Source organism: uncultured Leifsonia sp. (assembly GCF_945957465.1).
In the GTDB taxonomy this organism is placed as follows: Bacteria; Actinomycetota; Actinomycetes; order Actinomycetales; family Microbacteriaceae; genus Leifsonia.
The window spans coordinates 1-18,771 of record NZ_CAMFLC010000037.1; the positions used below are offsets into that span (position 1 = coordinate 1).

The 18,771-nt window shown below is 70.9% G+C and carries 18 protein-coding genes and 1 pseudogene; 8 read left to right on the forward strand and 11 right to left on the reverse strand.

Features of this window, described 5'->3' with window-relative positions:
* Window positions 1-23: 23 nt before the first annotated feature.
* Window positions 24-812, forward strand: coding sequence for a hypothetical protein (locus tag Q0Q23_RS14845; protein ID WP_295125591.1), 789 nt, complete (start codon window positions 24-26; stop codon window positions 810-812).
* 45 nt (window positions 813-857) lie between these two features.
* Window positions 858-1,094, forward strand: a complete 237-nt coding sequence (gene csrA / locus Q0Q23_RS14850; RefSeq protein ID WP_295125594.1) for a carbon storage regulator CsrA — start codon at window positions 858-860, stop codon at window positions 1,092-1,094.
* 13 nt (window positions 1,095-1,107) lie between these two features.
* Here csrA and Q0Q23_RS14855 read toward each other — a convergent pair whose 3' ends face one another.
* The 5 genes from Q0Q23_RS14855 to Q0Q23_RS14875 are packed head-to-tail and all read right to left on the reverse strand — an operon-like array spanning window position 1,108 to window position 8,184.
* Window positions 1,108-1,866, reverse strand: coding sequence for an SDR family NAD(P)-dependent oxidoreductase (locus tag Q0Q23_RS14855; RefSeq protein WP_295125597.1), 759 nt, complete (start codon window positions 1,864-1,866; stop codon window positions 1,108-1,110).
* The gene (locus tag Q0Q23_RS14860) at window positions 1,857-3,131 is read right to left on the reverse strand and encodes an ATP-NAD kinase family protein (protein ID WP_295125600.1); all 1,275 of its coding nucleotides are present in this window, start codon (window positions 3,129-3,131) and stop codon (window positions 1,857-1,859) included. Before Q0Q23_RS14860 ends, Q0Q23_RS14855 begins: the two co-directional genes overlap by 10 nt.
* On the reverse strand, window positions 3,118-4,758 hold the full coding sequence (gene gcvPB / locus Q0Q23_RS14865) for an aminomethyl-transferring glycine dehydrogenase subunit GcvPB (protein WP_295125603.1): 1,641 nt from the start codon (window positions 4,756-4,758) through the stop codon (window positions 3,118-3,120). The genes Q0Q23_RS14860 and gcvPB overlap by 14 nt, the downstream gene beginning before the upstream one ends.
* Window positions 4,755-6,143 carry an aminomethyl-transferring glycine dehydrogenase subunit GcvPA gene (gene gcvPA, locus Q0Q23_RS14870; protein ID WP_295125607.1) on the reverse strand — a complete coding sequence of 463 codons (1,389 nt, stop codon included), beginning with the start codon at window positions 6,141-6,143 and terminating at the stop codon, window positions 4,755-4,757. The genes gcvPB and gcvPA overlap by 4 nt, the downstream gene beginning before the upstream one ends.
* 19 nt (window positions 6,144-6,162) lie before the next feature.
* Window positions 6,163-8,184 carry a beta-galactosidase gene (locus tag Q0Q23_RS14875; RefSeq protein ID WP_295125610.1) on the reverse strand — a complete coding sequence of 674 codons (2,022 nt, stop codon included), beginning with the start codon at window positions 8,182-8,184 and terminating at the stop codon, window positions 6,163-6,165.
* Between the two features lie 126 nt (window positions 8,185-8,310).
* Between Q0Q23_RS14875 and Q0Q23_RS14880 the strand changes: the two genes are divergently transcribed.
* Both Q0Q23_RS14880 and Q0Q23_RS14885 read left to right on the forward strand, forming a co-directional pair.
* The gene (locus Q0Q23_RS14880) at window positions 8,311-8,970 is read left to right on the forward strand and encodes a GntR family transcriptional regulator (protein WP_295125613.1); all 660 of its coding nucleotides are present in this window, start codon (window positions 8,311-8,313) and stop codon (window positions 8,968-8,970) included.
* A gap of 132 nt (window positions 8,971-9,102) precedes the next feature.
* A complete protein-coding gene (locus Q0Q23_RS14885; protein ID WP_295125616.1) occupies window positions 9,103-10,326 on the forward strand; it encodes an endo-1,4-beta-xylanase in 1,224 nt (407 codons plus the stop codon).
* 25 nt (window positions 10,327-10,351) lie between these two features.
* Here Q0Q23_RS14885 and Q0Q23_RS14890 read toward each other — a convergent pair whose 3' ends face one another.
* Genes Q0Q23_RS14890 through Q0Q23_RS14905 form a run of 4 tightly spaced genes read right to left on the reverse strand, consistent with a single transcriptional unit; the run spans window position 10,352 to window position 15,162 of the window.
* On the reverse strand, window positions 10,352-11,983 hold the full coding sequence (locus tag Q0Q23_RS14890) for an amylo-alpha-1,6-glucosidase (protein WP_295125619.1): 1,632 nt from the start codon (window positions 11,981-11,983) through the stop codon (window positions 10,352-10,354).
* Window positions 11,980-12,885 carry a carbohydrate ABC transporter permease gene (locus Q0Q23_RS14895; RefSeq protein ID WP_295125622.1) on the reverse strand — a complete coding sequence of 302 codons (906 nt, stop codon included), beginning with the start codon at window positions 12,883-12,885 and terminating at the stop codon, window positions 11,980-11,982. The genes Q0Q23_RS14890 and Q0Q23_RS14895 overlap by 4 nt, the downstream gene beginning before the upstream one ends.
* Window positions 12,882-13,847, reverse strand: coding sequence for a carbohydrate ABC transporter permease (locus Q0Q23_RS14900; protein WP_295125625.1), 966 nt, complete (start codon window positions 13,845-13,847; stop codon window positions 12,882-12,884). Before Q0Q23_RS14900 ends, Q0Q23_RS14895 begins: the two co-directional genes overlap by 4 nt.
* 10 nt (window positions 13,848-13,857) lie before the next feature.
* Window positions 13,858-15,162, reverse strand: coding sequence for a sugar ABC transporter substrate-binding protein (locus tag Q0Q23_RS14905; RefSeq protein WP_295125628.1), 1,305 nt, complete (start codon window positions 15,160-15,162; stop codon window positions 13,858-13,860).
* Window positions 15,163-15,306: 144 nt separating this feature from the next.
* Between Q0Q23_RS14905 and Q0Q23_RS14910 the strand changes: the two genes are divergently transcribed.
* Complete coding sequence (locus tag Q0Q23_RS14910) at window positions 15,307-16,335, forward strand: serine hydrolase (protein ID WP_295125631.1); 1,029 nt, start codon at window positions 15,307-15,309, stop codon at window positions 16,333-16,335.
* A gap of 147 nt (window positions 16,336-16,482) precedes the next feature.
* Window positions 16,483-17,058 (forward strand): cysteine hydrolase family protein, encoded by a 576-nt coding sequence (locus Q0Q23_RS14915; RefSeq protein ID WP_295125634.1) that lies wholly within the window; start codon window positions 16,483-16,485, stop codon window positions 17,056-17,058.
* Window positions 17,059-17,102: 44 nt separating this feature from the next.
* Here the strand turns inward: Q0Q23_RS14915 and Q0Q23_RS14920 are convergent.
* A pseudogene (locus Q0Q23_RS14920) lies at window positions 17,103-17,531 on the reverse strand (NUDIX domain-containing protein); the annotation flags it as partial.
* A 41-nt stretch (window positions 17,532-17,572) separates the two neighbouring features.
* Between Q0Q23_RS14920 and Q0Q23_RS14925 the strand changes: the two are divergent.
* Window positions 17,573-18,202, forward strand: a complete 630-nt coding sequence (locus Q0Q23_RS14925) for a TMEM175 family protein (protein WP_295125637.1) — start codon at window positions 17,573-17,575, stop codon at window positions 18,200-18,202.
* Between the two features lie 74 nt (window positions 18,203-18,276).
* Window positions 18,277-18,465 carry a hypothetical protein gene (locus tag Q0Q23_RS14930; RefSeq protein WP_295125640.1) on the forward strand — a complete coding sequence of 63 codons (189 nt, stop codon included), beginning with the start codon at window positions 18,277-18,279 and terminating at the stop codon, window positions 18,463-18,465.
* A 34-nt stretch (window positions 18,466-18,499) separates the two neighbouring features.
* On the opposite strand, the gene Q0Q23_RS14935 is transcribed toward Q0Q23_RS14930, so the two are convergent.
* Complete coding sequence (locus Q0Q23_RS14935; RefSeq protein ID WP_295125643.1) at window positions 18,500-18,727, reverse strand: hypothetical protein; 228 nt, start codon at window positions 18,725-18,727, stop codon at window positions 18,500-18,502.
* Between the last annotated feature and the right edge of the window lie 44 nt (window positions 18,728-18,771).

Sequence of the window (18,771 nt, forward strand, 5' to 3'; positions counted from 1 at the left end):
CGAGACCGTCGGGGTGGTGAGAGGTGCGGAGTCGATCGCGGCCTGAGTGGCTCGGCGGCGACCTCGGGCAGGAGGTGCTGCCTGCGGTGTCGACGTCGTCGCAGACCTTCGCCGCCATCCTCGACGACCTCGTGCGGGCCACCGACGCCGCTGCTCCTCCCGACGCCGCTGCTCCCACCGCACCACCCGCATCCCCCGCTTCACCGAAGGGCACATCGTCGTCGCTTTCGGAGCCCGACAGCGACAACGACGTGCCCCTCGCAGAGCATCACGCGACCGCACGCGCGCACGTGCTGCGGGAGGCGCCTCCCGTGCGGCTCCGCGGCAGAGGCGACCTCACGCTCGTGGTCGGGCTCGGAGGCGACGCGCAGGCGGCAGCGGCGACCCTCGCGGCCTCCGCCGACGCCGACGTGCTGGCGGTCGGCGACCGGCGGGAGGCGCTCGCGGCGCGGGCGGAGGGTGTGCGCCGCGAGTGCCCGATCGTGGGCGTGGTCGAGCTGGCGCGGGTGGACGCCGTTCCGGCGCTCGCCGCCTCCCTCGCCGGCATCGAGCCCGACCAGGTCTGGGTCGCCGTCGACGTCAGCCGCAAGCTCGACGACACGGCGGTCTGGGTGCACGCCGTCGACGCCGTGCTCGCGGTCGACGGGATCGCCGCCCACGGAGCCGCGCACACGGCGACGCCTTGGGCGGTCGGCGCGCTCGGCCTCCCGCTGCTCTGGCTCGACGCACCTCCCGCACCGCCCGGCCGGCCTGGACGGCTTGGCGTCGCCGCGACGCCGGTTCCGGATCCGCTGCCTCGCCCGACCTCCTGACGGCGGGTCCTGTCCGCCGGATGCGCGGCCGGATAGGCTGGACCAATGCTGGTATTGACGCGGAAAGTCGGGGAGCGCGTGCTGATCGGCGACGACATCGTCATCACGATCCTCGACGTCCGCGGCGACGGCATCCGCGTGGGCATCGACGCGCCGCGCGGCATCCGCATCCAGCGCGACGAGGTCGTGCAGGCCGTCACCGAGGCCAATCAGGAGGCGCGCGAGAACGCCGCCGCCACCCCCGACCCCGAATCCCTCATCAAGAAGTCCCTGGGCCTCTGAATCTGCCTCGGCTCTAAGCGATGCCCCCGCCGTCGGCGACGAGCGCGGTGCCGGTGACGTAGGACGACTCGTCGCTCGCGAGCCAGACGACGGCCGCGGCGATCTCGCGGGGCGCGCCCATGCGCCGCAGCGGACGATCGGCTGCCTCGGCGAGGAACGAACCGGTCTCCTGGCCGAGCTGGCGCGCCTCGTCACGCAGCATGCCGGTGTCGACGTCGCCGGGGTTGATCGAGTTGACGCGGATGCCCTGCGGCCCGTGGTCGATCGCGAGCGCGCGCGTCATGTTCACGACCGCCCCCTTGGATGCGCAGTACGAGATCGCCTGGCCACCGCCCTTGAGGCCCCAGCCGCTGCCGGTGTTGATGATGGATCCGCCTCCAGCGGCCGCCATCACCGGAACGACGTGCTTGCACATCAGGAACACCCCGCGCACGTTGACTCCGAAGACGCGGTCCCACTCCTCGACGGTGGTCTCGACGGCGGTGGTGCGACGGATGATGCCGGCGTTGTTGAACGACACGTCGATGCCGCCGAACGCCTCGACGGTCGCCGCGACGACGCGCTCGACGTCGGCCTCGGCGGAGACATCGGCGCCGAACGCGATCCCTTCGCCGCCGGCGGAGCGGATCTCGGCGGCCACCGCCTCCGCCGCCTCGTGCTGCAGGTCGACGACCGCGACCCGGGCGCCCTCCGCAGCGAAGGCGAGGGAGGTGGCGCGGCCGATGCCGCCCGCCCCTCCGGTGACGATGGCGGACTTGCCGGCTAGACGCATTCGGGTTCTCCTTCGATGGGGGCCGCTGTCGCGGCACTGACAGGGTAGAGGCTCGCGGCGGCGGGCCCGGTGATCACGGTGACGTGACCGGCCAGCCGCTCGTCGAGCGCCGGATCGCCGGTGTCGACCAGGAGCGGCCGGCCGGCGAGGTCGATGAGCTTCTGCTCGGTCGCGACCACGAGCAGGGGGTCGGCTCCCAGCGCCGCGATCACGCGCGCGGAGAGCTGCTGGTTGCCGCGGCCGAGGAGGAAGCCCTGGCCGCCGATGACGGTGACGATCGCCTGTGCGTCATGGCCGGTGACGGCTTCGTAGGCCTGACGCTCGGTGACGTCCCGGGCGATCAGGCGGCCGTCGTGGACGATGTCGACGCCGAGCGGAGAGGTGTCGAGTCCGAGGAGACGCCCGAGTTCGGCGGTCGTGCCGCCGGGGCCGAGCAGGTAGCGGGTGCCGGGGCGCATCCGCTCGGCCGCGCCCGCGGCGGCGCGGCGCACGGCCTCGCGCGCGCCGGCGGGTGTCGGCGCCTTGCGCGCCTGCGTGCGACCGGCCGAGACCGGGACAGGCACGAGGGCGAAGAGCAGCGGTTCCGGTCTTCCGGCACGCAGCAGGTCTTCGTCGAGGTCGAGCACTTCGGCTTCGGCCAGCGCGAGGCGCCGGGTGAGCCAGTCGGCCGCGAGAGCGCCGGCGGCGGCCGGCCCGACCGCGAAGCAGCCGGAGTACATCTTGACGCCGGCCGGGATCCCGAGCATCGGAACGCCCGACGGGAGGCCGCGGGCGACATCGCGCGCCGTGCCGTCCCCGCCCGCGAACAGCACGAGCGAGGCGCCTGCCGCGTGGAGCGCCGCGGCCGCCAGGGCCGTGTCATCCCCCGTCGTCGCGCCCTCCGCAGCGCCGAAGGGCACGTCGCCGTCACTTCCGCGCCCCGAAAGCGACGACAACGTGCCCCTCGCGGGGAGGGAGCGCGCACGGGCGGAGGGCGTGTAGACGACGCGCGGCGTGAGGCCGGCAGCCCGCACGGCGTCCTCGCCGAGCGGGCCCGCAGCCGTGAGCACGTCGAGGCCAGGGCGGGCGGCGGCGAGCACGCGCAACGCCTCCGTCGCCCGTTCGGCGGCCCGTGCACGCCCGCCTCGGCGGAGCGCCTCGAGCTGCACCGCGACGCCGTCGCTCCCCGCGAGCCCCGCGGGTCCGCCGACGCCGGCGACCGGATTGACGATGACGCCGATCGTCACGGTCGCGCCCACTGCTGCACCCGGTTCACGCGACCGCATCCTCCAGCGTCGCCGTCGCCGTGGCCGTGGTCGCGGTCGCGGCCCCGGCGGCGTTCGCAGCGCCCTCGCCGAAGTGCTTGCGCCGGTAGGCACGCCACGTCACCGCCCAGCGCTCGGGGTCGTCGAGGTCGTCGTGGTGCGTGTGGTGCACGGTCTGGTTGTGCGGGGCGGTACGGACGACCTCCGGAGTCTCGCGGGCCTCCCGTGCGACCTCGGCCAGCACCCGTGCGTACTCCTCGAGCTCGGCCTTCGAGTACGACTCGGTGGGCTCCAGCGTGAAGGGCTGCGGGACGACGTAGGGGTGATGGCTGGTCCAGTAGTGCATCCCGAAGTCGCTGGCACGGATGCCGATCTCCTCCGAGCTGATCCCCGTCTCCTCGAACAGGCCCTGCCAGGAGTAGCGCACCTGCTCGATGCGGCGGCGGCCGGTGGCGTAGGGCGCGCTCGCTCCCGGGATGTCCAGGACGAGCTTCATCAGGTAGTTGTTGTTCAGTACCGCGGTCTCGGCCACCGCCCGCAGCCCGGGAGCGCCGAGCGCGCGGATCCAGGCGTACGTGCGCACGATGTTCGGGATGACGCCGTAGAACGGCGCGACCGACCCGATGGACTGCGGCCGGTCGCCGTCGATGACGAACCGGTCGCCGACCTTCTCGATCACCGGGCCGGGCAGGAACGGCGCGAGCGCCTCCGACACCGCGTTGGCGCCGGACCCCGGGCCGCCGCAGCCGTGCGGCGTGCCGAACGTCTTGTGGAGGTTGAAATGGCAGACGTCGAAGCCGGCGTCACGGGCGCGGGTGATGCCCAGGATGCCGTTGGCGTTCGCCTGGTCGTACGACGCCAGCGCACCGACCGAGTGGGCGAGGTCGACCCACTCGCGGATGCGCGGGTTGTAGATGCCGGTGTCCTCGGGGTTCGTCACCATGATCGCGGCGGTGCGCGGCGAGATCGCCGCGCGCAGGGCCTCCACGTCGGGGTAGCCGTCGGCGTCGGGGAAGATCGTGATGACCGTGTACCCGGCCATCCTGGCGGCCGCCGCGTTCGACGGGTGCGAGAAGATCGTCGTGATCACCTCGTCGCGCGGCTCGGCCTCGCCGCGCGACGCGTGGTAGGCGCGGATCATGGAGATGTTGGCCCAGATCGCCTCCGAGCCGCCGCTGGTCTGCAGCGAGACGCGGCTCATTCCGGAGATCTCGGCCAGCATCCGCTCGGTTCGCCAGACGATCTCGAGGACGCCCTGTGCGGTGTCCGGGTCTTGCAGCGGGTGCAGTTCGGTGAGGTCGGGGGTGCGGATGATCGCTTCGTTGACCTTGGGCGCGTACTTCATCGTGCACGTGCCCTGACCCACGTCGACGTTGAGGTCGGCGCCCAGGTTCTCCTGGCTCAGGCGGAGGTAGTGCTTGAGCACGCGCATCTGCCCGATCTCGGGCAGCGCGGGCGGCTCGGCGCGGCGCAGCGACGCGGGCAGCTCGGCGACCACGTCGCCGACGGCCTCCCGCACCCCGTTCTCGGTCTGCGACGGGATGACGCCGCGCTCGCCCGGCGTGTGCAGCTCGAAGACGATCGGCTCGTCCCAGCGGGCCTGGTGGAAGCGCCGCAGCGCGGGCTTGGGTGCGATGGGCAGGCTCATCGTGCGTTCTCCTTCGAGGCGGTCGCCAGCGCCTCGCCGAACGCGGCGGCGAGGTCGTCGATGTCGGTCTGGGTGTTCTGTTCGGTGACGCATACCAGCAGGCGCATGTCATCCAGGGCGAGGCCGGGCTCGAAGCCGCGTTCGCGCAGCGCCGCGACGATTCCGGGCGCGGTGACGGAGGCATCGCGCAGGTCGACCACGAACTCGCGGAAGTGGATGGCCCCGTCTGTCGCGCCGACGCCGGGCAGCGCCGTGAGCGCCTGGCGGGCATATACCGTTCGGGACATGATGGTGTCGCCGAGCTCGGCCATCCCCTGCGGGCCCAGCAGAGCGAGGTAGACGCCGGCGGCGATCCCCCAGAGTGCGGCTGCGGTGCCCACCCACTCCTTGCCCTCTTCGCGCAGCGCGAAGGACGTGCGGTCGTAGGCGACGTCTCCGAAGCCGTACTCGCCTTCGACGTCGGTGGAGGCCAGCCCGAACAGCCGCGACGGCAGCTCCATCACGAGCCGGGTGTCGTCGGGCACGGCGATGAATCCGGCGTGCGCTCCGCCGAACCACGGGTGCAGCCCGAGCGACTGGATGTCGCCGTGCACGATGTCGGCGCCGTGGTCGGCGGGCGAGGCGAGCACGCCGAGGCCGATCGGGTCGGTGCCGGCGACGAGCAGCGCTCCCGCCGCGTGGGCGGCGTCGGCCAGCTCCGCCACCGCGGTCTCGAGGGCACCGTGGAAGCTGGGAGTCTCGACCCACACCGCGGCCGTGTCCGGTCCGATGAGCGCGAGGGCCGCCGTGAGGTCGGCGGTGCCGTCGACGGTCGGCACGATGTGGAGATCCGCGATCGGCTGCACGTAGTCCCGCACCTTCGACAGCTTGTCGGGGTGGGCGTCGCTGACCAGCAGGATGCCGCGGCGTCCCGTGACGCGCGTCGCCATCGCCAGGGCCGTCGCCGCCGCCTGGTAACCGTCATAGGTGGGTACGTTGACCACGTCGAGGTTCAGCAGCTCGCCCATGAGCGACTGGTACTGGAACAGCGCCTGGAACCGGCCGTGGTCCTCGTAGGGCTCGCCGGCGTAGGCGGTGAGGAACTCGCTGCGGTTGATCACCTCGTCCACCACGGCCGGGACGGCGTGGGAGTACGTGCCGGCGCCCAGGAACAGCCGCCCGGGCTCCACTGCGCGGTTGCGGCGCAGCAGGCCGCCGACGTGACGCACGAGGTCCTGCTCGGCGATCAGCGGCTCCGGGAGGTCGAGGTCGCGCCCGAGCCGGAGATCGGCGGGGACGTCGGCGTAGAACTCCTCCACGCTGACGGCGCCGACGGCGTCGAGCATCGCCCGGCGAGACTCGGGTGCCGTGTTGGGCACGTACGGGTGGACGAAGGGGTGGGACATGCTGGCCTCTCTCGATGGATCAGACGGTCGGGTGCGCGATCACGGCGACGCCGAACGCGGGGAGCGGCAGGCCGCCGCCCGCGTCGGCGCCGGTGAGCAGGTCGGTGCCGCCCGCGATGCGTGGGGCGACCCGCTCCTCGCGGCCGTGGTTGAGGACGAAGGTGAAATCGGTGACACCGTCGGTGCGGGTCACGACCTCCAGAGTCAGGCCGGCCTCCCGGGTCTGCAAGCGGGCGGCCGCGAACACCTCGGCGAGCACGGCGCGCATCGCCGGCCCGTCGAGGCCGGCCGCCAGGTACCAGGCGGCGCCGTCGCCGTGGGCACGACGGGTCAGGGCCGGCAGGCCGGCGAGGTCGCCGTCGGCGAAGCGGGCGAGCACCTCCGTGCCCGGAGCGGCTTCGATCCACTCGCCCCACACGCGGGTGGAGTGGACGACGCCGCCCAGCTCGACGGTGCGCTGGGCGCCGTCGGCGAGCGGCCACCACTCGTCCACCTCGACGCCCAGGAGGTCGCGCAGCGGACCCGGTGCGCCTCCCGGGTGCACCTGCTCCCGGTGGTCGACCACTCCGGAGAACGGCCCGACCACCAGCTGGCCGCCGGCGGCGACGAAGGCGGTCATCGCCTGCGCCTGCTCGGCTGTGGCCGCGTACAGGTTGGGCACGAGCACGACGCGGTGGTCGCCGAACGGTCCGGCGGCCCGGGCGACGTCGACCGGCTGCCCCAGGGCGTAGGCGGCGGCGTGCCACGCGCGCGCTTCGGTCAGCCAGTCGAGGCGCTGGGAGGGCATCGACTCGGACTGCGTGACGCCCCACCAGGCGTCCCAATCGGCCACGAGGGCGACGGACGAGCGCACGCGCGTGCCGCGCACCGCCTCCAGCTTCTTCAGCTCGGCGCCGAGCGCCTTCGACTCGTGGAAGCTGCGGCTGCGTTCGCCGCGGTGGCCGAGCATCGCCGAGTGGAACTTCTCCGGCCCGAACGTGGCCTGCCGCCACTGGAAGAACATCACGCCGTCGGAGCCGTGCGCGACCGCCTGCAGGCTGCCGAGCCGCAGCTGGCCCGGCGCCTTGGGCACGTTGACGTCGCGCCAGCTGACCGCGCTGGGCGCCTGCTCCAGGAGGAGCCACGGCCGTCCGTCTTTCAGGCCGCGCATGAGCCCGTAGTTGAGCGCTGCGGCCACGTGGGCGTGCGGGTCGGCGGGGTCGGGATACGCGTCGTCGGTCACGAGGTCCTCGGCGTCGGCGAAGCGCCAGTAGTCGAGCTCGCGGAAGAGGCTCATGAAGTTGGTGGTCACCGCGACCTCGGGCGTCACCTCCCGAAGCACGTCGATCTCCGCGGTGAAGAGTTCGAGCAGGGCGTCGGACGAGAACCGCTCGAAGTCGACGACCTGGGCCGGGTTGATCGGACCGGTCGCGGTGCGCGGCGGCTCGATCTGGTCGAAGTCCAGGTAGTGCTGACCCCAGCAGCTCGTGCCCCAGGCCGCGTTGAGTCCGGCGATGTCGCCGTAGCGGGCCTCCAGCCAGCGGCGGAAGTGCCGCGCGGATTCCGGGCACCAGCAGCGCGCGACGTGATCGCCGTACTCGTTCGACACGTGCCAGAGCGCGAGGGCGGGATGCTCGCCGTAACGTTCGGCGAGCGCGCGGGTCAGCCGCAGCGCGGCCTCCCGGAACACCGGCGAGCTCGGGCAGTAAGACTGCCGCGAGCCGAACTCGAGCCGCACCCCGTCGGCGTTCCACGGCAGCACCTCGGGGTGCTCGCGCACCAGCCAGGCCGGCGGCGTGGCCGTCGCGGTGGCCAGGTCGACCCGGATGCCGGCCGCCCACAGGAGGTCGATGATGCGGTCGAGGCCGTCGAAGTCCCAGCGACCCGGCTCCGGCTCCAGCAGCGGCCAGGAGAACACGGGGAGCGTGACGATGTTGACGCCGGCCTCCACCATCAGGCGCACGTCCTCCGCCCAGACCTCTTCCGGCCACTGGTCGGGGTTGTAGTCGCCGCCGTAGGCGAGCGCGTCGAGCCGGATGCTCCGGGGCTCGGGGATCGTCATCGGTCTCCTTGGGTCACTTGTGCGTCGCTCAGTGTCGACTGTATTCTGTATACAGCAACGCTAAACGGATCGTAGCGCCGGGTCAAGCCCTAAGCTGACGACCACGAGTCCGGCCGGGAGGGTCACATGGCGATCGAGCGCAAGAACCTGCGTTCCCAGGTGCGAGAGGAGCTGATCGCGCGCATGCGCGCCGGCGACGTGCGGCCGGGGGAGAGCATCAACGAGGTGCAGCTCGCCGCCGAACTCGGCGTCTCGCGCACGCCGCTGCGGGAGGCCCTCATCGCGCTCGAGTCGGAAGGCCAGATCGAGAGCGAGAACGGCAAGGGCTTCCGGTTCGTGCCCCTGAGCGCCCGCGAGTTCGAAGAGCTCTGCCCGATCATCGTCACACTCGAGGGGCTCGCGCTCGACCTGTCGCCGGTCGACGAGCTCGCAGCACTGGGCGAACGCCTGGGCGCGCTCGCGGCGGCGTTCTCGGACGACGTCGCCGAACACGCGGTGGTCAACCGCAAGGACGACGAGTGGCACAACCTGATGCTGAGCTCCTGCCCCAACAAGAAGCTGCTCGAGCAGATCGCCCAGGTGCGCAGCGCCATCCACCGCTACGAATCGCTCCTGGTCGGCGACGAGGTGCTGGTCGAGCGCTCGGCCGAGGAGCATGCGGAGATCGCCCGCCACCTCGTCGAGCGCGACGTGCCGGCGGCCAAAGCGGCGCTCGCCGAGAACTGGACCAACGGCATGCGACGCCTGCTCGCCGACGCCGGCATCAAGTGGGAGCGGCTCGGCTAGCTCCCCCGACATTCGTCACGAATGTCGACTTTCGTGCCGACTTTTCGTCGATTCGTCACGAATCGCGTCCGCTCCGCTGCGTCGAGACGCACCTCGGCGAGGCGGTAGGGGCGCCGGGGCTAGCGTGGACGCATGCAGCACCTCAGCAGCACGGGTACAGTGCCCGCGCACCGCACCGGAATCACGGCCGTCACGCTCGTCGGCCCCGAAGGCGTTCCGCTGGCGGATCGGGAGGTGACGGTCGAACAGCGCTCGCACGCGTTCGGGTTCGGCAACATCGGCTTCGACTTCGTCGAGCACGGCTTCGACGGGGCCGAGCCGTTTCTGCGGCTCTTCAACCAGGCGACGCTGCCGTTCTACTGGGGCACCTTCGAGCCGCGACGGGGTGAGACACGGGCCGCCCGCCTCCACGAGGTCGCCTCCTGGCTGGTCGGACAGGGCGTGCGGGTGAAGGGCCACCCGCTGGTCTGGCACACCGTGCAGCCCGACTGGCTGATGGAGGTCGGCGGCGACGACGAAGTGGAGCGGCTGCTGCGCGCCCATGTGCGTGAGACGGTCGCCGGCTTCGCCGACGTGATCCAGCTCTGGGACGCGATCAACGAGACCGTGATCATGCCGGTCTTCGCGAACGGCGACAACGCGATCACACCCCTTGCCGCCACCCGCGGGCGCCAGCACCTGATCCGGCTGGCCTTCGAGGAGGCGCGCGCCGCGAACCCGGCCGCGACCCTCGTCATCAACGACTTCGAACTGTCGCCGGACTACGAGCGGGTCATCGAGGAGACGCTCGCCGACGGTGTCGCCGTCGACGCGATCGGGCTCCAGACCCACATGCACCAGGGCTACCGCGGGGAGGACGAGATCCTGGAGATCGTCGACCGGTTCGCGCGGTTCGGCCTCCCGCTGCAGCTGACCGAGACCACGTTCGTCTCGGGCCACCTGATGCCGCCCGAGATCGAGGACCTCAACGACTATCAGGTCGAGTCCTGGCCTTCCACGCCCGAGGGGGAGGCGCGGCAGGCCGACGACATGGAACGCCACTACCGCTCGCTGTTCGGCCACCCTGCCGTCGAATCGATCACCTACTGGGGGTTCTCGGACGCCGGCGCCTGGCTGGGCGCGCCGTCGGGCCTCGTGCGGGCCGACGGGACGCCGAAGCCGTCGTACGCGGTGCTCGAGCGGCTGATCCGCGACGAGTGGTGGACGGCGCCGACGCGCGTGCGCACCGACGAGAACGGCGCGATCCGGGTGGAGGGCGTGGCCGGTGGCTATCGCGTCACTGACCGCGCGTTCGCGGGCGACTTCGCGATCGAACGCGGTGGCGCCACGTCACGGCTCGTCCGCCTCGGCGTGTAGCCGCGACTCCCGACGATGCGCGGGCTCACCCCGAAACCGACACCGCCAGATCGACGAACAGCGCCGCCGACCACCCGAACGCGGTCGTCGCCGTCCGCGCCTTCTGCCCGGTCGACGGGTTGAAGTACTCGTGCGGTCCTCCCGCGTGGATGACCAGGCGGAGCGTCTCCTCGACCAGTTCGCGCGAGCGGGCCGTGTGGCCGGACACCGCCAGTCCCGCCGCCAGCAGCGCGTTGACGTTGACCCACACGGGCCCGCGCCACATGCGCTCGTCGGAGTATGACGCCTCACGGCGAGCGACGGTGGGTACGGTCCAGGTCGTCGCGAAGCGTTCGGGGTCGTCGAGTGCGGCGAGGATTCCCGTGACGTAGCGGCCAGGCAGCCGGCCGGTCAGCAGCGGCAGGAGCGACACGGCGGTCTCGGCGGCCACGGGACGCCCGGCGCCGGCTGACAGGAAGAAGCCCGCCTCGTCGTCCCACATCCCCTCCAGCAGCGCGAGCGTGTGCGCGGCCCGGTCGGCGTACCGAGCGGCCGCGGCGACGTCTCCGGTCTCCCGCGCCCGTGCCGCCAGCAGGTCGTCCTGCAGGATCAGGTACGCCGCGAGGTCGGGCGACGCCACCGGCAGCTCGGCGTCGAAGACCGGGCTGTCGTCGAGGCCGGACGAGTACGGGTGGCCGTACTCGGGCATCCCGTCGCCGTCCAGGTCGGAGTGCGCGAACCACCACTCCTGACTGCGTGCGACGGCCTCCCATGCCGCGTCGAAGAACGCGGGATCGTCGACGAAGCCGTCGAGTCGCCGGAGCGCCCACGCTGCCAGCGGCGGCTTGGTCAGCGGGATCGGCGCCGCGGGGTCCGCGATGGCCGAGCCGGCGCGGCGCAGGTTCTCCCGGTCGCCGGGCGGGAGGTCGTCGCTCGACGCGAGGACGCCCTCGTCGTGCACCACGTCCGGCAGCTGGCCGTCGGCGGTCGCGTAGCCGAACGCCAGCTCCAGTTGCTCGCGCGCGAGCTCAGGGTCGCCGTGCCGGAGACCCGAGGCGATGAAGTACGCGTCCCACTGCCAGAGGCCGACGTAGCCGATCTTCGAGGGGACGACCGCCCGCGCGCCGCGGCCGGGGAGCGAAACGATGTTGGCGCCGAGCACCCACCAGCAGAAGGCGGTCATGTCGGCGAGGTCGTCGCGTACGGCGGGCGTGCGGGCGAACCACGCGTCCCAGACGGCGCCCGTCGCCGCGAGGGCGGCCTCGTGCTCGCGACCAGGAACGCGCCGCACGCCGTCCGTCGAGATCCGCACCGAGCCGTCGGCCGACGAGAACGATGTGGTCGCTCCCGACGGGTCGGTGACCTCCAGCGACCAGCTGCCGCGGCCTCCCGCGCTCAGCGCGTCGGGGCCATCGAAGGTCAGCGTCACGTCCGAGTCGCCGAACGCGATGCGATCGGGGCGCACGGCGGACACGGGGGCGACGCGCCCGTCGCCGTCGAGCACACGCAGCGTCCGCACGAGCACGCAGTCATCCAGAGCGCGCTCGTACTCGGCGAGCCTGACCGTCAGACCATCGGGCACCGCGTCGTCGCGGAAGACCAGGATGCGCGATCCTGGCAGCGTGAACGGCGCCGACACCAGATCGAGGAACGGCGACACGCGATCCGCGGTGCTCACCGCCCGCCCAGCCCCGACGCCGCCATGCTGTTGAGGATGCGTCGCTGCCCGATCACGAACGCGATCAGCATCGGGATGGTGGCGATCGCCGACGCGGCCATGATCAGACCGTAGTTGACCGAGCCGAACTGGCCGCGGAAGCTCTGCAGCAGCAGCGGCACCGTGAAGTTCTCCTGCGAATTGAGGATCACCAGCGGCAGCAGGAAGTTGTTCCAGGTGCTCAGCGCGACGATGATCGCCAGCGCGCCGAGTCCGGGCGTGAGGTTCGGGAGGATGATGCTCCAGAAGATCCGCCAGCGCCCGGCGCCGTCGACGATCGCGGCCTCCTCCAACTCCTTCGGCAGCGAGAGGACGAACTGGCGCATCAGGAACACGGCGAACGGGTTCGCCAGCGCGGCCGGAACGATGAGCGCGAGGTGCGAGTCCACCCAGCCGAGCCGTGCCATCAGGAAGTAGAAGGGGATCAGCGTGACCTGCATCGGGATCATCTGCGTCGCCAGGAAGACGACGAACAGTACCCGGCTGCCGCGGAAGGGGATGCGGGCGAACGCGTAGCCGGCCATCGCGGCCGTGATCAGCGTGCCGACGACCACCAGCACGGCGATGTAGATCGTGTTCCAGTATGCGGAGCCGAACGGCACGTCATTCCAGGCGTCCACATAGTTCTGCAGCGTGAACGGCTGCGGCCAGAAGCTCAGCGGGTCGTTCAGCAGCTGCGGGAGCGACTTGAACGAGGTGACCAGCATCCAGAGGAACGGGAACACCATCGCGATGCCGCCCACCAGGAGCACGATGTGGAGGACGGCCTTGCGGGCACGGCCGGCCCCCTTGCCGGTGCGTGGCGTGCGCGGGGCCGGCGCCGAAGGGGCGGTGGACGTCGCGGTCAGCTCGGCGGTGGTCATGCGGCACCATCCTCGTAGTGGACGAACTTCTTCTGCGCGGTGAACTGGATGCCCGTGATGATGAGCGTGATGATCAGCAGGATGATGGAGGCCGCGCTGGCCGGACCGAACTGGAACTTGCCGAAGCCCAGATCGTAGATGTGGTACACGATCGTGCGGGTGGCGTTGTCGGGACCGGCGTTCGCCGTCAGGATGAACACGGTGTCGAACGTCTGCAGCGAGCTGATGAACGCGATGACCGTCGAGAAGAAGATGATCGGCGACAGCAGCGGCAGCCGCACGCGGAAGAACAGGGTGAGCGCGCCGGCGCCGTCGAGCCGGGCCGCCTCGATGACAGCGGGCGAGATGTTCTGCAGGCCGGCCAGGAAGATGATGACGTTCAGGCCGACGGACGACCAGATCGTCACGATGCACACCGCGATGAGGGCGAGGTGCGGGTCGCCCAGCCAGTCCGGCGGCGCGACGTGGAAGACCGAGGCGATGAAGCCGCTGATCACTCCGTCTTTGCGGAAGAGCTGCTGCCAGATCATCGCGACGGCCACCGACGAGGTCACCACCGGTGCGAAGAACAGGATCAGATAGAGCGTGCGCGTCTTCAACCGCTCGAGGGCGACCGCCAGGACGACGGCGAGCCCGAGGCCGATCGGTACCGTGATGAGGGCGATCAGCAGGGTGTTGAGGATCGACCTCCCCAACAGCGGATCGGTCAGCTCCGTCTTGAAGTTGTCGAAGCCGACCCAGCTGAGGTCGTTCAAGCCGTCCCAGTGGGCGAAGGCGAGCACCAGGCTCGCGACGAACGGCACGACGACGAAGAGCGCCATCCCGAGCAGCTGCGGCCCGACGAAGACGTAGCCCCAGCGGCGGTCGCGACGCCGCCAGGCGGACTCCGTACGGAGCCCGCCCGGCGTCGCGGGGGTGATCTCGGCCTCGGTGACGACCGCTGCCTCTCCCAGTGCGCTCACGTCGTTCGCCTCACTTGCCGCCGGTCTTGTCGGCGATCATCTTCGCGACGTCGTCGAGGGTGGCCTGCGTGGACTCCTTGCCCTGGTAGAGCGCCAGCATCTTGTCGCTGATGTCGCTGGACAGGCCGGGCACGGAGGCCTCGGTGGTGTAGTCCTCGAAGCCGATGTCGCGCATGTCGAGCAGGGTCTGGGCGTGCGCCGGGTAGCCGTCGAGGACGACCGAGTCGGCGCCCTTGATCGACGGGACGGCGTTGCCGCCGCCCTTCAGACGGAAGGTCTGGCCCTCGGCCGAGAGGAAGTTCGTCCAGAACGTGAACGCGGCGTCCTTGTTCTTGGTCTTGGCGTTGATGGCGAGGTAGCTCACCGCGACGCCGGTCGGGGCAGCCTTGCCCGACGGCGTGGGCCACGGAGCGACGTCGTAGTTCTCCGGGTCGCCCGCCGCCTTGACGGTGCCGATCGTGTAGCGGCCCTGGACGAAGAAGCCGGCTTTGTGGGTCACGAAGACGCTGTCCGCGCCGGCGCCCTCCGGGAGCGTGTCGGCGACGACGAAGGTGCCGTTCTGGAAGTTCTTGGCGAGGACGTCCATCGCCTTGATGCTCGTCGGGTCGGTGTTGGCGACGAACTTCCCGGAGTCGTCGAAGGCCTTCCCGCCCTGGGACGAGATCCAGCTGTAGTGGGTCGACCAGTAGTTCCAGAACATCGAACCGGTCAGGCCCGCCTTGTGCAGCTTCTCGTTCATGTCGAGGAACGCTTCTGTCGTCCACTTGCCTTCGGAGGCGAGCTTCGCCGGGTCCTCCGTGACGCCGGCCTTCTTGAGAGCGGCCTTGTCGTACCAGAGGGCGTCGGGGTTGGAGTCGTTGGGCGCCGCGTAGAGCTCGTCGCCCTTCTTGGTCGCCCCGAACAGGCCCTGCGCGAAGTCCGCAGGCTTGGTCTTGCTCGCGGACGAGTTCATCAGCGAGGTCAGCGGCAGCAGCGCCTTGGAGTTGACGAACTGGCCGATCTTGTCGTCACCGATGTAGAACACGTCCGGAGCGGTGCCGGAGGCCAGCTGCGCGAGGAGCTTGGTGTGGTAGTCGCCGTAGTCGGCGACCGGCTGGAGCACCACTTTGATGTCGGGGTGCTGCTTCATGAACTGGGTGTCGAATTCCTTGTACCGGGTGAGCTCCTGGGGCGTGCCCCAGGTGGACCAGACGACCGTCTTGGTCCCTGACCCCGAGCCGGAGCCGGAGCCGGAGCAAGCGGCCAGTCCGAGTGCCAGTGCGGTGGCCGCCGTGATGGCGAGCGCCCTTCTCACCGTTGAGTCGACGCGAGACATGAGTACCTCGTTCCTTGAGAGTCTCTGCTGTGTGGGGGTGCGCCGGAGTGCAGCGCGGGTCCGTCTGTATTCTGTATACAGTAGGCAGATGGCGAATGCAAGTGCCTCCTTGCATGCCCACTCGCGCCACGCGAAGATGCGGTCATGCCCGACTTCCGCCGCGTCACCGACCTGGTGGACGCACGCGGAGGGGCGGCCTGGCTCACCGTGATGCGCGGCGGGGAGGTCCTCCTCGACCGCCGGACGGGCTGCGGCCCCGACGCCCTGTTCTACACGTTCTCGGTGAGCAAACCGTTCGTGGCGCTCGCGGTGCACCTGCTGGCCGAGCGGGGGATGCTGCGCCTCGACGACCCGGTCGCCGCTCACTGGCCCGCCTATGCGCGCGGCGGCAAGTCCGACATCACCATCCGTCACGTGCTCTCGCATCGCGCCGGCGTCCCGTACTCGACCGGGAGCCTGCTCGGCGACACGGTCCGCTTGACGGATCTGCGGCGCTCGGTCGCAGCCGCCGAGGCTGCCCGCCCGCGGTGGCCCGCGGGCGAAGTGGTCGGATACCACGTGCTCAGCTTCGGCTTCATCCTGGGTGAGCTCGTCCGCCGCGTCGGCGGGATGCCGGTGGAAAGGTTCATCGCCGAGAACCTGCTGCGGCCGGCCGGTCTGACCGAGACGACGCTCGGCCTCCCCGATGGGCAGGCCTCCCGTGGAGTGCCGCTGCGCGCGGTGAGCGCCGCCGAACACGCCCGCACGCTCCTGTTCAACCGGCCGCGGACGCGGGCAGTGCCGGTGCCGGCGGCTGCGCTCAGCACCAACGGACGCGAACTCGCGGACTTCTACCGGTTGCTCCTCGCCGGCGGGGAGGGCGTGCTGAGGCCCGAGACGATCGCCGCCGCGCGGGAGGTCTCGAGCGACGGCGAGCCCGACCGGATCATGGGATACCCGGTGCGCTGGGCGTACGGCTTCCAGCTCGGCGGCCCGATCGGGCTGGCCCGGCCCACGGGCTCCCGCGCCGATCCCCGTACGTTCGGCCACAACGGCAGCAGCATCTGCAACGTCTGGGCCGATCCGGTGCGCGACCTGGTGGTCGCCTACCTGACGAACACCGCCGACGAGCGCCGCCGCGCCCTCCGGCACCTCAGCGACGTGAGCGACGCGATCCTCGAAGCCTCCGCCTGACCGCCCCACCTGACCGCCCACCTGCCCGCGAGACGTGAGTAATCGCGCAAATCCACCCCCGGATTCCCGCGATTACTCACGTCTCGCACGAGGGCTGGAGGCGCTCGGGCGATCGGCCGGCCCGCGTCAGCGAGGTAGTTTATCCATGTGAACGATCTCTCCCTGATCCCCTCCTCGACCGCCCTTCTGCTCATGGACCTCCAGCCCGGGATCCTGGACCGCCTGCCCGACTCCGACGGTTTCCTCGCCGGCCTGGTGCGGGCGCGGGAGGCCGCCCGCGCCGCCGGCCTCACCATCGGTTACGTGCGCGTCGCCGTGACGGCGGAGGAAGCGGCGGGCATCCCGGCGACCTCCCGCTTCGCCGGAGCGGCCGAGCGCCTGAACGCCGCGAGCCCGCACACGCAGATCGACCCGCGGATCGCGCCCGCCGACGGCGAGATCGTCGTGCGCAAGAAGCGCGTCGGCGCGTTCGGCACGACCGACCTCCATGAGCAGCTCGCCGCCCGCGGCGTCGACACGCTCGTGCTCACCGGCGTCGCCACCAGCGGGGTCGTGCTCTCGACGGTGCGCGACGCCTCGGACCGCGACTACCGGCTGGTCGTGCTCGAGGACGGCTGCTGGGATGCCGATCCGGAGGTCCACAGAGTGCTCACCGAGAAGGTGTTCGCACGCGGCGGCGTGACCGTCACCAGCATCGACGCCTTCATCGAGTCGCTGGCGTAGCGGGCGGCGTCGGCCAGCCCCGGCGCGAGGTCGGCCGGCCCCTGCGGCGTGCCGAGTTCGTCGACCGGCAGCCAGTGCAGCTCCTGGGATTCGTCCTCGCCGGGCCGTCCGGCCGGATCGGAGGTCGCCACGAACCCGTACGCCAGATCCGTGTGGAAGTGGTCGTCGCCGATCGGGTGAACATCGACGCACAACGGCTGAGGGAGGATCGCGATGCCGGGCGCGCTCACGATCCGGTGCGTCGGCTGCAGGAGCAGCAACTGCTCGAGCTCGTACCCCGACTCCTCGCGGAGTTCGTGGGCGACTGCCGCCCACGGGTCCTCCGTGCGCTCGACGTGACCGCCCGGCTGCATCAGGAGCCCGAGCTTGCGGTGCCGGTGCACCAGGAGGTGCAGGCGCCCCTCCAGCTCGCGGAAGATCAGGGCGCTCGCGGTGAGGTCGTACTCGCCCGGCCCGGCGTTGAGGTGCGGCATGCCAGCAGTCTGCCACGCGCTCGGTCTGGCACTATGGGCGCATGGCGGTGATGCGCACGCAGCGAGGGTTCGACCGGTTGGTCAACTTCTCCGACGCCGTGGTCGCGATCGCGATCACCCTGCTCATCCTCCCCCTCGTGGACGCCGGCCCGGAGGTCGTGAAGCACGGTATCGGCCCCTACTTCCAGGACAACTTCTGGCAGTTGCTCGCTTTCGCCATCTCATTCGCCGTCATCGCCCGGCTGTGGATGGTGCACCATCAGGTCTTCGACTGGATCGACGGCTACACCAACGGCCTGATGTGGCTCAACATCCTCTGGCTCGCCGCGATCGTGTTCATGCCGTTCACCGCCAACGTGCTCTCGGACAGCCCCAACGGCCAGCCCGACGTCTACGCCCTGTACATCGGCGACCTGCTGCTGGCGACCGTCACCATGCAATTCATGGAGGTGATCATCGTGCGCACGCCCGGGATGCTGCTGCCCGAGGCCGCCGACCGGTCCGATCTGCTGCGCGGCTGGACCTTCGTGATCCTGATGGCCCTGGCGCTCGTGCTCGCCGTGCTCTTTCCCGGCGGCGGCATGTTCTGGCTGCTGATCCTGTTCCTCTCGCAGCCGCTGCACATCCTGCTGAAGCGGCTGTCCCGCCGAGGGGCCTCCACCGGCACCTGAGGTCGCGGCGCCTGTGAGTCCACCTGATCCGGCCGGGCCTTCCCCCGGCCCGCACCGAGGGTTATCGTCGCGGCATGCGACCCAAGACATTCTTCGTGCTCCTGATCATCGCCGCCGCCTACGTCCTGGGTGCGCGCGCCGGCCGGGAGCGCTACGACCAGATCGTCGACTCGATGACCGCCTTCTGGAACAGCCCCGATGTCAAGAAGGCGCGCAAGAGCGCCAAGAAGCAGGCCGTGAAGGCCCGCAAGAAGTACTCCTGACCGCGGTGGCGGCCTCGCCGACCGCGGTGGCGGCTCAGGGCTCCCGGTAGTCGCCCTCGGTGTACTCGCCCTCGGGCGCGTCGGCCGGTTCGTCCGTGTCGGTATAGCTTCCCTCGACGGCGGGATCCGGGCCGGGGTCGCCCTCGGTCTCCGTGTACTGACCGTGGACGGTGCGCTCGTGCGGGCCTTGGTCGTCGGACTCCGTGTAGCTGCCCTCGAGGTTCTCGCGGGCGTCGCCTGCCGGCTCTTCTGGGTTGCTCATAGCGGTGAGCGTACGCTGTCCTCGCCTCCTCGACCAGAGGTCCG